General features: G+C 49.4%; 19 protein-coding genes. 5 read left to right on the top strand and 14 right to left on the bottom strand.

The features are described 5' to 3' along the window. Positions 1-481 precede the first annotated feature (481 nt). The 5 genes from AC6HVW_RS19190 (at position 482) to AC6HVW_RS19170 (ending at position 4,602) form a co-directional block, all read left to right on the top strand. Positions 482-1,516, top strand: a complete 1,035-nt coding sequence (locus AC6HVW_RS19190; RefSeq protein ID WP_497569632.1) for an RHS repeat domain-containing protein — start codon at positions 482-484, stop codon at positions 1,514-1,516. After that, complete coding sequence (locus AC6HVW_RS19185; protein WP_039996075.1) at positions 1,509-1,901, top strand: hypothetical protein; 393 nt, start codon at positions 1,509-1,511, stop codon at positions 1,899-1,901. The genes AC6HVW_RS19190 and AC6HVW_RS19185 overlap by 8 nt, the downstream gene beginning before the upstream one ends. 203 nt (positions 1,902-2,104) lie before the next feature. Next, positions 2,105-2,389 carry a hypothetical protein gene (locus AC6HVW_RS19180; protein WP_186486330.1) on the top strand — a complete coding sequence of 95 codons (285 nt, stop codon included), beginning with the start codon at positions 2,105-2,107 and terminating at the stop codon, positions 2,387-2,389. 297 nt (positions 2,390-2,686) lie between these two features. After that, positions 2,687-3,079: a hypothetical protein gene (locus AC6HVW_RS19175; protein ID WP_497569631.1), complete on the top strand. Its 393-nt coding sequence runs from the start codon at positions 2,687-2,689 to the stop codon at positions 3,077-3,079. Between the two features lie 896 nt (positions 3,080-3,975). Then, positions 3,976-4,602 carry an ECs1377 family protein gene (locus AC6HVW_RS19170; protein ID WP_497569630.1) on the top strand — a complete coding sequence of 209 codons (627 nt, stop codon included), beginning with the start codon at positions 3,976-3,978 and terminating at the stop codon, positions 4,600-4,602. Positions 4,603-5,287: 685 nt separating this feature from the next. Here AC6HVW_RS19170 and AC6HVW_RS19165 read toward each other — a convergent pair. The 14 genes from AC6HVW_RS19165 to AC6HVW_RS19100 all read right to left on the bottom strand — a co-directional run bounded on the left by AC6HVW_RS19165 (position 5,288) and on the right by AC6HVW_RS19100 (position 14,857). Beyond that, entirely contained in the window at positions 5,288-6,631 is a 1,344-nt protein-coding gene (locus AC6HVW_RS19165) for an McrC family protein (RefSeq protein WP_497569629.1), read from the bottom strand. Then, positions 6,628-8,784, bottom strand: a complete 2,157-nt coding sequence (locus tag AC6HVW_RS19160; protein ID WP_497569628.1) for a DUF8426 domain-containing protein — start codon at positions 8,782-8,784, stop codon at positions 6,628-6,630. Before AC6HVW_RS19160 ends, AC6HVW_RS19165 begins: the two co-directional genes overlap by 4 nt. Positions 8,785-8,915: 131 nt before the next feature. After that, positions 8,916-9,203 (bottom strand): type IV toxin-antitoxin system YeeU family antitoxin, encoded by a 288-nt coding sequence (locus AC6HVW_RS19155; RefSeq protein ID WP_497569627.1) that lies wholly within the window; start codon positions 9,201-9,203, stop codon positions 8,916-8,918. A gap of 76 nt (positions 9,204-9,279) precedes the next feature. Continuing rightward, complete coding sequence (locus AC6HVW_RS19150; protein WP_497569626.1) at positions 9,280-9,615, bottom strand: TA system toxin CbtA family protein; 336 nt, start codon at positions 9,613-9,615, stop codon at positions 9,280-9,282. Positions 9,616-9,628: 13 nt separating this feature from the next. Beyond that, positions 9,629-10,111 (bottom strand): hypothetical protein, encoded by a 483-nt coding sequence (locus tag AC6HVW_RS19145; RefSeq protein ID WP_497569625.1) that lies wholly within the window; start codon positions 10,109-10,111, stop codon positions 9,629-9,631. Between the two features lie 59 nt (positions 10,112-10,170). After that, the gene (locus AC6HVW_RS19140) at positions 10,171-10,491 is read right to left on the bottom strand and encodes a DUF5983 family protein (RefSeq protein ID WP_497569624.1); all 321 of its coding nucleotides are present in this window, start codon (positions 10,489-10,491) and stop codon (positions 10,171-10,173) included. Further along, complete coding sequence (locus tag AC6HVW_RS19135; RefSeq protein ID WP_497569623.1) at positions 10,488-10,868, bottom strand: hypothetical protein; 381 nt, start codon at positions 10,866-10,868, stop codon at positions 10,488-10,490. Before AC6HVW_RS19135 ends, AC6HVW_RS19140 begins: the two co-directional genes overlap by 4 nt. 67 nt (positions 10,869-10,935) lie before the next feature. Then, the gene (radC, locus tag AC6HVW_RS19130) at positions 10,936-11,421 is read right to left on the bottom strand and encodes a RadC family protein (RefSeq protein ID WP_497569622.1); all 486 of its coding nucleotides are present in this window, start codon (positions 11,419-11,421) and stop codon (positions 10,936-10,938) included. Positions 11,422-11,440: 19 nt separating this feature from the next. Next, entirely contained in the window at positions 11,441-11,887 is a 447-nt protein-coding gene (locus AC6HVW_RS19125; RefSeq protein WP_497569621.1) for an antirestriction protein, read from the bottom strand. A gap of 114 nt (positions 11,888-12,001) precedes the next feature. Then, positions 12,002-12,820 carry a DUF932 domain-containing protein gene (locus AC6HVW_RS19120; RefSeq protein ID WP_497569620.1) on the bottom strand — a complete coding sequence of 273 codons (819 nt, stop codon included), beginning with the start codon at positions 12,818-12,820 and terminating at the stop codon, positions 12,002-12,004. A gap of 100 nt (positions 12,821-12,920) precedes the next feature. Then, positions 12,921-13,133: a hypothetical protein gene (locus AC6HVW_RS19115; RefSeq protein ID WP_497569619.1), complete on the bottom strand. Its 213-nt coding sequence runs from the start codon at positions 13,131-13,133 to the stop codon at positions 12,921-12,923. An 81-nt stretch (positions 13,134-13,214) separates the two neighbouring features. Beyond that, positions 13,215-13,574 (bottom strand): hypothetical protein, encoded by a 360-nt coding sequence (locus AC6HVW_RS19110; RefSeq protein WP_497569618.1) that lies wholly within the window; start codon positions 13,572-13,574, stop codon positions 13,215-13,217. 86 nt (positions 13,575-13,660) lie between these two features. Next, complete coding sequence (locus AC6HVW_RS19105) at positions 13,661-14,125, bottom strand: YfjT/YkfB family phage-associated protein (RefSeq protein WP_497569617.1); 465 nt, start codon at positions 14,123-14,125, stop codon at positions 13,661-13,663. A 54-nt stretch (positions 14,126-14,179) separates the two neighbouring features. Further along, positions 14,180-14,857 (bottom strand): helix-turn-helix transcriptional regulator, encoded by a 678-nt coding sequence (locus AC6HVW_RS19100; protein ID WP_497569616.1) that lies wholly within the window; start codon positions 14,855-14,857, stop codon positions 14,180-14,182. Positions 14,858-14,867: the final 10 nt, after the last annotated feature.

The raw sequence follows: 14,867 nt of genomic DNA, 5'->3' as shown, positions 1-14,867 counted from the left end.
TTCATTAAAAAAACAAAAAAATAAACCATTCCTTATTAAATTGCAAACAAGCGTAAGGTTTAGAAAGCCCAGCGTGCTAATGAACACAGGAAGTAAATACCCTCCATTTTTATAGGGAATGAAACAGCCCTAGAATAATATATAGACTATCAATCACCAAAGGCCTTAATATTTTATTATTTAGGCCTTTATTATTTAATTCCCATTAAATTCATTAGCCTCTGGGATACTCAGAGGCTATTTAAAAAAGATGCAGCAGGGGGTGAAGAGAAGTTAGATTAATATGAAAACCCCAAAAACATCAGAAGGTAGATCGGCACAGCGTGGCAGGGGAAGGCTTCCTGTACGACGCGGCCGGTAACCGGGTCAGTGAACATGGCGAGCGGGACAGCGCCCCTGGCAACCGGCTGGCGTTTTTTGGTGACAGGCCGACCGCTTTGGTAACCTGGCGGTAGAACGGCGCGGCAAGGCCCACAAATTGGTGACCACCTTTGCCTATGACTGTCGGCACCGGCTGATAAAGCGGACCGATCCGCACGGGCAAGTAACCACCTACACCTATGATGCGTTTAACCGCCGGATCAGTAAAACCGTAGAGGGCCGGACCACGGAATACCTGTGGCAGGGCAATAAGCTGATTGCGGAAACGGACAATCAGCAGCACTGGCAGACGTTCTTGTATGAGCCGGGCAGCCACAGGCCAATGGCGACGATAGTAGGCTCTACACGGGTGAACAGCCCGAAGGTCAGGACCTATTGGTATCAGAATGACCACCTTGGCACACCGCATAGCCTGACGGACAGCCAGGGCAATACCGTATGGCGGGGGCAGTACAGCGCCTATGGGCAACTGACGGAGGAATGGACGCCGCCAGATGCTCGGGATGAACACCCGCAACCGAAGGTGAACAACCCACTGCGTTTTCAGGGGCAGTACGAAGATGCGGAAAGCGGGCTGTATTACAACCTGAACCGGTATTATGATCCGGGGATTGGGCGGTATCTGACTCAAGATCCGACAGGGCTAAAAGCCGGATTAAACAATTATCAATATGCTGAATGCAATCCAGTTAGCTATATAGACCCACTGGGTTTATTCACTATTAAGAATAAGTTTCCTGATGAGACGTTGCCTAAGGATGGTGTTATATTACCGCATACCATTGAGAACGGGAAAATAAAAGGAATTGATGGTAAAAGAGAAATGGATTTCGTAGTTACTCAGGATGGCCGACTGGTCATTGGTGAAAAACATCATTTCCTGGGGAATGCTGAAGATGTACTGGCAGCAGGACAACTAAGATTAAATGGGTTAGGGCAAATACGACGTATTGATAATCTCTCAGGGCATTATAGACCAACATTGGATGAATCATTAAATTTTCCAGAAGCATTAAAAACCTCTGGTTTGGATATCAGTGGTGCAACATTGAATGGTTACAGGATTCCCGTCACGTCTGATGGATTAGCTTTACAACCTATTCTGGAAATAAAGAAGGTATTGAGAAATGAATAAAACCACATTCAGAAAAAATCTCTTACTAGCAATCCGTGAGCTTCACCCGGACTTTCCCATTGATGATGAGAGTGTTGGTAAGTTTATAATCACCCCTAAGAAAGAAAATGGAAAAAGTTATAACTCAACTGATGATTACATACGGTTATGGGTAATGAATGATAAGAATTTAAAAGGACGAGAGTTATCTCTAAGTGAAGTCATTTCATTTTTCGAAGGGATGTTTCCATTATGTCCAGTCTGGATAAAAATAAATACCATAAAAAGTAACAGTGAGGATGAGGTGGTATTTAACCTAATTACTAGTTTACGGAATCGTAAACCTAGTGTCGTAATGAATACAGGGAGTAAATATCCTCCATTTTTTATAGATAATGATATCTGAATAACTTTTGATTGAATTCGATTATTAAAATGCCGGGGATGTTTTTTTCTATTCCCGGCATTTATTAATAAATTTTCTTTAAGTCTATTAAACATAGGCATACTTCACACTCTTGATTACCAAAAAATCCGTAAATAAATCAGGGCTCGAGATAATTTACGTGAAGAAAAAAATCGGAGTAACCATACGTAAAGATAAATCTATTGGAAAAACAGATTATTGGATTTCTCCTAAATGGAAGAAGGGACAAGTTTGATTTATATGGTGAGTGGAAGCCAATACAAAGCAACATTCTCGATAGCTTTATTGAAGCAATTGAGCGGGATGATGAAAATGCATATGTCTGTGTAGGAGATGATAGCCAAGGATTAATTGGTAATGTAGGCGATGTGCCTGATAGCCAAATTAGCATCCGATGCCTAGGTGCTTACAAAGATATAAATACCGTAGAAGATACCACGGAGTTTTATAACAGCCTTCATTATTAGAGTAAATTGATAGCGATCTTCGGCTTGCTCTTTATTACTTTCTCAAAAAAAATGAAGGTGATAGAAAAAGTCCTTAACATGAGTAGCCCACTAATATCGACAGCTCTTGATAAAACTAGGTTACATTTTGGGTTTATTTTTTGAGATAAATCAATTTGTAGACAATCCGTTCGGGTCAATATATAGCCACACATTACCAACACTTTTAGATATGAACATCACTATCGGACTTATAGATCGATATATGGAGTACGAGCTTTTACTAAAATGCACTTGTAGGAGGGCGGAGGAGAAACCATGATTACATCAAAATTAATTATGAATAAAGTTAGTGACTATAGTAATAAAGATATAGTGGATAAGGTTGAAAGCATTATTTTCGGCAATGAGTTTAACTTCAAAATGATGCATTACGAAAGAGAAAGGCATATTTTTAATCTAAAAATACATGACATGTATACAACTAAGGGTGGCGCTGAAAAGTTTGGGTTTTCTGAAACGATAGATCATCTTGAGAGAATAAATGATAAGAACATACTCATATGCGTTTATAGAGAAAACTCTTATATGGTGCATTTTCTCTTCCAAGAGGAATCTATGTTCTTGATCAGTATTATGGGGTTAAAGATAAGGGTTAAATCACAAGAAGAAATAGACGAGATAATGGCTATGGTGAATCGAAATTGGTAGGAGGTGTGATATCCTTCCGTTTGAAGATGACTAACTCACATGGAGTGGTTATGTATTATAGCTAAAGGTAAGAGCAAATCAGGATTTGAGATAATCCATAGAATGAGAACAACAGAATATGTGAACTTACAGTTTTTTGGAACAAAGACCCCGTCGGTAAGATACTTGACCCACAACCAGATAATCTCCATCTATGCGGAAAATGGCAACCTATAGCAAGTAATTATTTAGGTGATTTTATCAATGATATACAAGATACCGAAGATTATTTAGTCTGCGTAGGAAGTAAAGAAAAAGGATTAACTGGAGTAATTTGTACGGTACCTAATGAGTATATAGACGTTTTAATTAGAGGTTCCTACAAGAATTTTCTGGTCTTTTAATAAAATAATTTGATTTCCTCCATTGAAGAGTTTCTCTTATGGGGGGAGGTATTTTAGTGACTATTCCAGTATCGCGACGACCATGGTTGCAGCCTGCGGGAGTTGGCCGGTGGGGTTGAGTTTTACTTGGAATGGCAGGAGGAAGGCAAACAGGCCCGTACGGTGCGCCACTGGAGCAACCTGCCGAACCTTGAGTAGCGTTTTCTGTGAGATAAGCAACCCGAAACCGTCACCGTGGTCCACCAGGACGGTTTCACGGGAGACCTAGCAACATGACATCCGATTCCGGCGCTTCATCAAAAAGGTCGCCCCGGAAGGCGCGTTCCACCGCAACGATTTGCGGCTAGACCTGATACTGTATCCGAACACACCGATTTGTTTCCTGTTACTTTCGGCTGGAACCCGGAAATGTGTCAGGCGCTTGTGCACAACCTCAATACCAACAACAAAATGGCTTCCGGTTATCGTAGACCGTTGATAAAGTGACCGACGGGTAGGCGAAGGGAAACCAGCATGGTCGAACGTATTGATTATCAGATTGAAAAATATAGCTTCACGGAAGTTAATGATACACCGCGCATTGCGCAGCAATGGGCTGAAGTCCTTAAAGAGTGCCGTCAGGTGCGGGCTGGAAGTACTGAGCGTCTACGCATCGCATTGCTGAATGTGGATTATGTCACCAGCTTTGAACTACCTTTTCGTTTGCTGTTGGTGCGTGCCCCACAACTGATTGCCGAGCTGCGTGATGAACTGCAACTCAGTCAGAAAAGCGCCGTGTTCAACGGCAAGCGTTTTGGCTGTGTTTACAGCGTGAAGTCTAATTTGAGTAAGGTACCGGATGAATTTCAATACCGTCTGTCAACCCGCATTCGCCGGGAAGTATCGTCAGGCGAAACCGCAGAGCCTTACCGGGAGATTACCAGGGAAATAAAAATGCCGCGCGAGCGGCTTAAAAAGGCACTTGAGAACGGACTCGCGGTAACGGCGCTGGATGGTCTGTTTTGGTTCGGTATGCAGCGGATCGCAGCCGACGTGGCGATACTCAGAAAAAAGGGGATGCGTATTGCGACCTCAGAGGTTCAGGCATGGGACAGTCTCACAGCTACCCTCCGCCCCATCCCGGTATACAGCGGCGTCTGATGCGCTCATTGTCACTGTTGTTATCTTTTCCTAGTGTGCTTTTTCGGCGATCACAGGAGTCGCATTTGATAGCTAGTACTATTGAATTTACTTAGTTTTATCGTGTTGGATTTTGGTTGGTGCCCCCTATTGTGCCCCCAAATGATTTTGCTTGTGGGGAGCGGGAGAGATGAAGGTTACTTGTTGGTGTCGGCTCTCCACTGAAGTAAACCAGCAATGCACATTTCATCATCGGTTACGCATGTCAGACCAGAGTAGTGCAAATCTTCTTATGTTCCCGCTCGTCACTGATGATAATCCACCGGATATATGGTTACCGCATCCAAGATACAGAATGCGCTCGGCAAGCAAAGCTGGATGAATTAATCCTCAGCCTTTCAGCCGCTGATGATGCTGTTGCATGCTGCCACCATCTAATCGCCAATACGTATGAGCAGGAAACTGAACAACAGGATGCTGGAGCCGGGATTTGCGCTTCATGGCATTAAGGCGTAGATGATGCGCAATTAATTGATCTTTCGTAGAAATAGCCTTGTGCTGATAATAGAGTGGTATAATTTCATCCCGATAGTAGATCCGAATGAATAAAATCAATGCCGCAGATGAGTTTTACATTTTCAGCAGCATTTTTTATGTCCGGTAGGTAAGCATGAGCCTGAATTGTGGGTGAGATTTATTGAGGGAGCTAGGTCCCAAGGTGCGCCAATGCTATTCCTTCTCCCCTCTGCGTGTTGAAGGCGATAAGGTGAATTAACTGCTCGACAATAGCGGCTTCATCGGGAATCAGATCGACACTCGCCACCTGTAATCGTTCTTCGCCCGCTAAAATCCTATAGCCTGTGTTCAGTATCTGGTCTCCCAGACCTGCATGATGAGGATAGAGGAGCATGACTTGCGGGCAGTGATAAAGTCGAGCATAGGCCATCATCTGGTAAACATCGGCCTGCAATACGCCGCTCCTGGTATCTTCGGGATGAAGCCCAATACGCTTCCATTTAGTGTCTATGATCATCACAGTCTGGCGGTCCCGCTCGATACGTAGATCCGGCCGGGTCTGGAAGCGCGGTTTGCCCTCTTTTCCGTCCTCACTCAGACAATACAATCCGCCAGCCTGAGCACGGACCGTCCATTCCGTACCGCGTACAGCACGCCTCGCTAGTGCCGCAATATAAGCCTCGAACAAATCGTTCATTGGGAAAAGCAGTGTGATCCCATGCTGTGCCAGGCTCTCGTGATGTGTTGCCTGCCAATTGCGTTTCAGGAGGAGGCGCGCCAGATTGTAGAGCGTTTCCCAGCGGTGATTGGTTCGGTCGATCCGCACCTGTGACCACGGAAGGTGACTTAAGGGGACGTCGCTAACCTCTACCAGCAGGCTGCGCAGCTCATTCAGACGACGGAGCGTATCCGCCGCTCGGGCATAGTGGCGAAGCAGGACTACACACGCCTTCATAATACGAAGCAGGGCGGTATCGGCTGACAGTACGTCGTAACGACAGGCGAGGCGGTCAGGGCGTACGGCAAGCGTAGTGAATTGCCGCTTGATATTGAGCCTTCCGCGCAATGCGGGTAAATCGTTTTCCTGCGCCAGATAGGCGCGCGGCAGCCCCCGCTGTACTTCGGCTAAGAGTCGCTCGGCGAACAGGCGGATAAGTATGTCAAGCAAGCTTTCAGCTTGTCGTGCCATTGTTGCGGCCTGTCCATTGCCGAGTTTAAGCTCGAGGGCGACACCGAGCATGCGTATCAGGCGGTATCGGATTGTGGCGTCCGATTCTATCGTCTCGTTGTCGATCTTGGGCAGGATCTCAAGGCTACACCCTGGAGCGGCAATGACCCCAACCATTTGCCCGGCAATTATTTTGTTATGGCGATCGATTAAGATATTGGTACCGTGCCGATTTGCCAGCGGATGCGTACGCGCCGCCGCAAGCAGCGCGTTAGCCTGAGTGCGGGTAAAAGCATTAGGGGCATTTGTACTGCTTTCCGTGCCCACACAGACCCCACCCCATTCGTGAACCGTGAGGTGCGTCATTCTTCCGATTCACCGGCCATCTTGTGAGCGTTAGCGTTAAGCGCTCTGGCTTTACCTACCAGTGGGCCAAAGGCGTCATTTCTGAACGGTGCACGTACCGACCAGCTTGATAACGGCTCTCCCTCAATTCCTGGCGGCGGTAAGATCTTATCTTCCCGCATAAACCCATCACCCAGCACTGCCGCGATTCGGCTCCAGTCCTCGAAGAAATACTCCTGTAGCAGTGGAATGACCTTATTGCGCACTGCATCTTCAACCTGTTCCCTGGTTTCACAATTGATAAAGAAGGCGTGTCCAATGCGATACTCCCGGCCGATAAGATATTCGATTCGCTGGTTGATGGTGGTCAGGACGGCGGTGAGATCGATACCGTCTACTTCACTTAGCAGACTTGCGTCGGGAGCCATTTCCCGGAAGTTGAATCGTCGCCGTAATGCCGTATCGAGCAAGGCGATAGAGCGATCGGCAGTATTCATTGTGCCGATGATATGAAGGTTGGCGGGAATGCCAAAGTCTTTCTTTTTCGAATACGGCAGCGTCACGGTGAGCGCATCAGGCATGCCTAGGCGTTTGTCCGGCTCGATTAACGTAATCAGCTCGCCGAACACTTTCGAGATATTCGCCCGGTTAATCTCATCAATAATGAGGACGAACTGCTCTGGCTGTCCTTCAACATCGGAATCGTTAGCCTGATTTTCTGTATTCGAGAGCAGCCTGCCCAGTGCCGGGAGATTCACACGACTGGTAGGGAGCGAATAGAGCGTCCGCATCGTGAAGTTACCATCAATAATGGTATCGAGCGGGAGTGGGTCGTCGAGAGTCAGTAGCCAGCGCACAGGGCGGCGGTGGGCATAGTAACCTTCGGCTTCAGATACAAAATAGTAATCGCCCGTGATTTCAGCGATAGCACGAAACGCGGTATTTCCGTAAGGGACAATCACGATATCGCCAGGTTTCATTTCGCAACGGAAGGGATAGGTTTGCGTCCAGTTACTGGGCGTCTGGTTCCCCGGATTTTGCTTGATCCATTCATCATGAATCGCGTTGAACGATGAAAATGTATCCGCGCTCCAGTCGATGCTCCCGCCCCAACCCAGAGCGATATAGCCGTTGGTCCGCGCATCTTCATAGACATCGTCTTCTGTGCCAATAGCCCCTTGCCCCATTTTCCAGAAGCGTCTTTGGGACAGCTGGAGTGCCGAGGCGTCCGTCTGAACACGGGGCTGAGTTCTGGCCTGATCGGCAAGGGCACAAATTTCCCTGAATAGCCCCGGTGTGGGCGCGAGTCTGAATCCTGCCGACGAAGACTCATCTTCACCGATTTCTGGACGAAGGCCCTCAACGAAGGTTTCGTAGTCATAGCTCTGGTGGAAGGTGACGAAAGAGATCCTCTTTTCTGCCATCAGTTCGTTATAACGCGCCATCAGGGCTGCGCGCCCATCCTTTGATTCCGGATAGGCAGCTTCACCATCGCAGAGCGCTACGGCTTCCCTCGCCGTGTGATAGGTTTTACCGGTACCGGGAGGGCCGTAAAAAATAAGGTTAGTCGGAGTTGGTTTAGTCTGGGCCACCAGATTGTCTCCTTCCGTAAGTAGGAATGTGTATTTCCGGGTTGTGCTCATTTTAGGCCCTTCCGTCACTGGAGGGGGAACATCAGCCAACTCCTGAAATTTTTGCCCATCAAGGGCCTGACAGATGTTCGGCCATGCCATTTTGAGACCCATTTCATTATTCAGAGGGCCTACTACCAGGGTCACACTCGCATCACCGCGTTCGCGGGCCGGGGTGATGTAGTTTTCAAGGACATAATCCCGGATATCGTCGGCCTGAGAGTTATCGTCGCCAAGGAAGCGTCCATATTGTCCGAGCCAGCTGTTCCAGTTGGACAATCGGTTAAGCGGCTGTTCTGAGTCGGGCATCAGCAGTCGATAGTCGTCGCCGTTGTCTTTAGCATCGCTGCGAATCTGTTTGATCCGTTGTCGCAATTGCGCAAATCCATCCGCCTTGTAGGCTGCATCCAGATCTGCATGAGGAGAACCAAGCGCGGCGAGATTTTTTTCGATAGTTTTGACCGCATAAATACGAGAGTTGAGGCCTGCTTGTGTTTTGGCTCCTCTGATCTCCAGCCATTCCCGAAATTCAACCTCGAACATTCCCGATGTCCTCTCATTTAACGTTAACTCACTGATAGCTATCATCGTGGATGATGGGAGGGCCAGCAAGGAAATTGTGTAATGCGAGTGACATTGTTATGCCTTTCTTCGCTCCTGTTTAATTGTAAACATCAAGCCCGGCCGCTTGGAGGAGTTGGAGTGACGCAATGCTGGCGGCGTGGGTCGAGTTCACCGGAGCGTAACTGGGTCTCCAACAACTTTTCAATCAACACCGGAAAAGCCACATCGAGAGCCTTGAGGGCTTCAGGTGTGAACGTGCCGATCACACCGGCGCGGTCAGCCAGAAAATGCAGGCAGTGGCCCTGTTGGACTAATCGAGCTCCCAGACGTGGCGTAATAGCACAGTGCAGACCCCAGACCGGAGCCGTGGGTAGGGTATCAGGTTCGAGATTTTTCATTGTGCGTTTTCCTTAAATAGCACAACGCCAGCGTTAAGGCTGGCGTGTCGGTAGATCATTGAGTTGAGCCGGAATATCAAGCGAGGCGGCGATTTATTGGGTTTCTCAGCCCTAGCGCACTGCGGGCGCGTAGCATATCCCCACCACTCAGCGTCGGATCTTGTGCCAGCAAGCTGAAACCGGGGCGGTCAATGCGTACCAGATCGAATTTCTCCACCAGTTCGTTGATGGTTTCCCGCACTGTCATTCCGTACTCAATCTGTTGAGCGATGGCTTGTGGATCGTGATACGGCGTATCGTTGAGTTCTAATCCATAACAGTGGTTCAGCAACCAGGTAAGCAGTTGTTCGTATTCGGCTAACGCCTGATTGGCGTTAGGTGTAGTACGGGGAATTTTGTCGATGGCCTTCATTAAACGATTTACCTTAATAAAGAGGTGAGACCGGTAGCTTGCAGTGGTGAGCCAGCCAATGGGTGACGGGGCACCACTGCTTCAATGGCACGTCGGATTCGATTGTCCAGGTATTCGGACTGTGGGTATTCGCCAATAGCAATACGGCCATCACCAGCCATTGATAGGGATAACCCCGTGTATCGCATCGGATGGGGGCATGGGGTATTTGACGTCGGTACAGTAAGAAAGGATCACCCGCCAGATGGGCAGTACGCTCGCCGTTGAAGCTGATCACACCCAGCCCAATCGCACTGTCGTCATAACGTAGCGGACGGTTACCGGTATGCTCACAAATAATCGGAGCACTGGCTAAGCCAAGACTGTCGGGACGTTCACGCATCTTTAGGTAGGCAATAGTAATAGCTTGGCTAAGGGTGTGCCAATCTTGCGGAAGAACGGTGTGGTGCTGGAGAAAGTGAAATACGCCAGGCACGGGCGTTGTGCTTGTGTTCATTGGGCATTTTCCTTGGGAAATTACGGGGCAATACGAGAGCGGCTATAAGTGGAGCGTTATTACCAGCCGAAGGTGGCAAAGTCGGGCAACACATCACCCAGAGCATCAATATGCAGGTAGGTCAGTTGATGGCGTTTCATCAACGTGATGACCAAACGGCGGCAGGTCTTGGAGAGCCCCAGTCGTTTGAGGTGCAACAAAGGGTGACTCCAAGCATCCAGGCGTATCAAATACCCAGTCCCCGAAAAATGGATCCATTCATCATCGCTGAACTCATCCTGACAGTGTGAGATCCGATACAGCAGCATATTGTCGTCCTTACTAATATGGGCCGAACTGCATTGCAGGCCGAAACGCAAAAGAGGGGTTGTTGCGATCATCTGTAGTTTCCCTCCTTTATTGCACCCATTTGTGGATAACGGCGTTGGTGATGCGCCAATACCTTCTCACGCCATTCCGGGCTGATTTCTGGGGCCATAGTCAAGTATTTCTTTGGACAACTGTAGTAACAAGGCTCTAGCGATTCATCCATCGCCTTATAGCCCCAACAGCCGCCTGAGTTTTGCATTAGGGTGCAATGGATGACGGTATGGCCGGTTTTGGCGGGATCTTTCGGCGTGCTCTGGACAACAGACCACAGGACGTTGCCTCGTAGCGCATGTGCCAGCGTAACGTGTTGATAGTGTTCAGTGTCGTCGGTTTGGATCAGTGCCGCGATCAGTTCACGGCGAGATCTGTGTGAGAATAGCCAGCCCATGGGCGTGCTCCTTGAAAATGAGATCTCAGAAATGTGAGATAGGGGAAATTGGGGAAGATAGTCGCTCTCAGCCGGGTAGCCAGCCTCGTTCGGCAAATGACACGATATCCATACCGCCCACAATCAGGTGATCCAGTACTCTCACGTCCACCAATTCCAGCGCTGTTTTTATCCTGTCAGTGATCTGTCGATCGGCCTGACTGGGTTCGGCCAACTGGGAGGGATGATTGTGCGCCAGTACGGCACTTGCTGCATTGTGCTTCATAGCCGACTTCACCAACTCACGAGGGTAAACGGAGGTACTGTTGATAGTGCCGGTAAATAGCGTCTCCTGAGCCAGCAGGCGGTTTTGATTATCGAGCCACAGCACGACGAAGACTTCGCGCTCCAGCCCAGTCAGATGCAGGCGCAACCAGTCGCGGGTCACGGCGGTGGAGGTAAATGCAACACCCGGTTCCCGCAACTGTTTTGCGAGTAGGTTCAGGGCGCGTCGGATAGTGCGTTGTTCGCCGGGTGACATTTCAGCCACTGTGGGGGATAACGTTATCTTCATGGTGAGAGTACCTTGTTGCTCAGTCAATCAGGGAGAAAATGGCGCGACTTTCGGGATGGTGCAGCGCGTATTCTCTGAGGTGGTAGAAGTGTTCAGTCATGGCTTCGCTCTCGGTACGACAAGCTTGGTGACTGTAGGCCATCAGGCAGGCAGTGATCCCCGCCGCCTCAGCATGCATCTCAGCACCATTACCATTCATGCCGTTAAACAGTGACCACTGCACATCACTTACTGGAGCCATAAAGGCACCGCCGTTGCTCAGCGAATAAAAACTCCAGGATCCACCGTGGTAATCAGTACACAGGCGATCCATCCAACCAAAGATGCGGGGTTCCAGCATGAGCCATTGAGGTATGCTGCCAAAGTGCTGCAACCAGAAACGCGTGCGCTGGTGGCCTGACACTACGGTGGCGGTCAGTGCGTTTGCCGAAGGGGTTTCCGTAGGCGAGGTAGAATGTGTATTCATGGAAAATATCCTTCTGAATGAGATAAACAACAAAACAGGCTCCACCGGAAAACCGGGGAGCCTGTGGATGAGAGGGAGGCAGAAAAGTGAGTCCATGTATGAAGGGAGATATAATCAGGCTACCGTCTGCTTAAGTTGTTCCGCCATCACCCACAGCGCCCGGTTAAGCTTGATATCGCTATCAATCCCATTTATCGCACGGGTTCTGGCCTGCTTACCCTGAGCGCTACGGCCATTCAATCCCCCTTTGGTGAGATTCTCCTGCAGCCGTTGGAACGTCGTCCACAAATCGTCTTTCTTGTCTTCCCAACGGCGGGGCATCAGGATTTGGCTTTCGGTCACTGGATGGTGTTCTTCGCCGTAACGGTAGGTCAGTGCAGCATGCGCCAATGCGTGCTGGTGCTCCGGTAATAACGTTAATACCTGCATCCCCTCACGCTGTTCTTCTATCCGGTCAAATACCCCCAGTATTTCGTAGGCCCCTTCAATCACCTGTCCCGCGATATCGCCTTTGTGTGGCACGCGAATTTCGCCAAAACTCTGGCCGCAAACCAGGCCATTACTGCAAATTTGGCGGAACCAGCCTGGGATCATCTGGTAGCTGCTGGAACCATCGTGGCTGTTGAGCAGGACGATCTCCTGCACCTCCTTCTGAAGGATTTGTCCCGAGCGGCGCAATCGCAGCATGTGCTTGGTATGTTCACGTTTGCCCGGATCGCGAACGCGGGTCTGACAGGCGAAGAACGGCTCAAAACCCTCTTCACGCAATCTATCCAGCAGGGTAATCGTGGGAATAAAGGTATATCGCTGGCTTCGGGATTGATGCTTGTCGTCACCCAATACGCTGGGCACGTACTGGGCTAACTCATCAACGGTTAACGGGCGGTCGCGGCGAATAGAATTTACCCGACCAAAACGGCTGGCTAATCTCATGATGATTTCCTTGATTAAAAAGCATAAAAGCAAAAGCCCCTGCTCCGTGAGGAGACAGGGGCGATGTGTAGGTTCAGTGGTCGTTGCAGCAGACGGCGGCTCAGAAGTTGTCCAGGATCCGTAATATCTGCGCCATCAGGGCCGTTATCAGCGCAGTTACCAGCAGCGTGACTGCTTCTCTGGCTGCATCTATTTTGTCGTCATCGTGACCTTCCTCACGAAAGCGGATTTCAATAAACTGCCGGGCCTGCTGTCCACCGTACCAAGTCAGAACCTGACCCAGAGCAGTTACCAGTATTTTCAGAAAAATCATAGGGTTTGCTCCGGACTGCCTGACGGCAGCCCGTTGGTGATGTGACGTCTTTTATGGAGGGAGATGAAACAGAGACATTACTCAGTTATAGGTGTAGCGCCACGCCCCTTTGTCGGTGGTGACTACCACTTCCGAAGCCACGCACTCATTATAAAAATTCACTTTGACGGACTGCCCGTAGCGCAGAGTGATCGGCAGAATGGTTTCCTTGTTAACGGAGGACATAAACTTTTTGTTGTCGATACGGCAGTTACCCCGGTTAACGTCAATATTTTCAACTTTCACACTGTCATCCAGCGAGGTGACCACTACGGTGGCGTAGCGTGTTCCGGCAGGATGAACATAATCACTGGTCTCCACTTTTATTGGGGAAGTTGGCTCGGCCAACGCCGGAGCAGACAGTAAAAACAGTGCGGGTATCAACCATTGTTTGATTTTCACAGCGTATTCCTTTTAAAAGTAACGTATCGCCGGAACACGAATATCATCATTCGTTACCAGCAACAGACGGTAAAGACAGGTACAAATCAGAGTGAGGCCTTTGCTACGCAACCCTGTGAGCCAAACTCTGGCAGCACCTTCGACGCCCCGGCTAGCGTAAAAGTGGCAGGCTTGACCCCCTCACCGGATACCGAGACCTGTTTGCCATTACGCAACTGTGTCCAGGCCAGCACCAGGTTATTGCTGCCGACACGACTGTCAGACTCACTGATATCAATGGGCTCTCCACCGTCAATTCTGATCTGAAGGTTTTTATCCTCATCCATACTGACTTCATGCCCGTTAGCGTCCGTAAATATGACCGTGGCCGGCTGTGAGCCATAATCCTCACAGGACAGATATAACTGCGACTGACCTTTCCCCTTGATGACAAACTCTGATACACCTTGGCCCCAACCACTGGACCAGGTGTCCTTATTTCCGAAAGCCTGTGCCATGACCGGAACCAGGCCACAGACCAACACCAATGCGCTGAGTGATGATTTATTCATGGATGTATCCTTTTGTGATTAAAACAAACTGTCCTGACGGACGGGAATGCAGGCTCATTCTCTGATGAGCCCGCTGATATACTGATAATGCGGCAGAGCCTGAATGAATCTCGGGTCCTGAAAGATGCGAGTGATATGGCTGTTTCGCACAAAACCGCTGAGGGTCATCACCACATCGGTGATTGCTGAAAGGGTGAACACCTGAATGCGATCTTTCGATACGGCCACCAGGTACCACTCCCCGTCCAGACAGATAAGCCGGTAAGGGGCCACAGCAGATTGCTGATGACCCTGATGTAGAAAGTGAACACGGCGGTTACGGATGATGGCCTGAACGATGACCTGGAAACCGCCAAACAACGCAGGTGCCTGACGTGGCCGGGCATTCCAGATAATGCAGGGGGAATCCTGACCGCTATCGAGCAACACCGACAGTAGTCTGGGATCCAGAGTAGGAAAATAATGCGCCACGCTGGTTATCCGGGCAAAGCGGAGAATGTCGCTGTTGGTGCGAAAGGGACCCCGGGCATCCAGGAGCCGGAAGCTTCCACTGGAATATTCGATGTCGAGATAACGCAGACGCTCACGCAGGTCGCGCTGAACGGTGCGCTCAGAAACGCCAAACTCCTGAGCCAGTTGTCTGACGCTGAGTGATTCGCCCATAAAGAGGCGACTGACCAGTATGGCGAGACGGCTGGCCAACCGATCATAGCGGTGTCCCTGTTCAGGCATGGTGTGTGCT

The organism is Serratia sp. NCCP-200 (assembly GCF_059697885.1).
The sequence above is the reverse complement of the archived record's forward strand: the minus strand, read 5'-3'. Positions and strand labels throughout refer to the sequence as shown.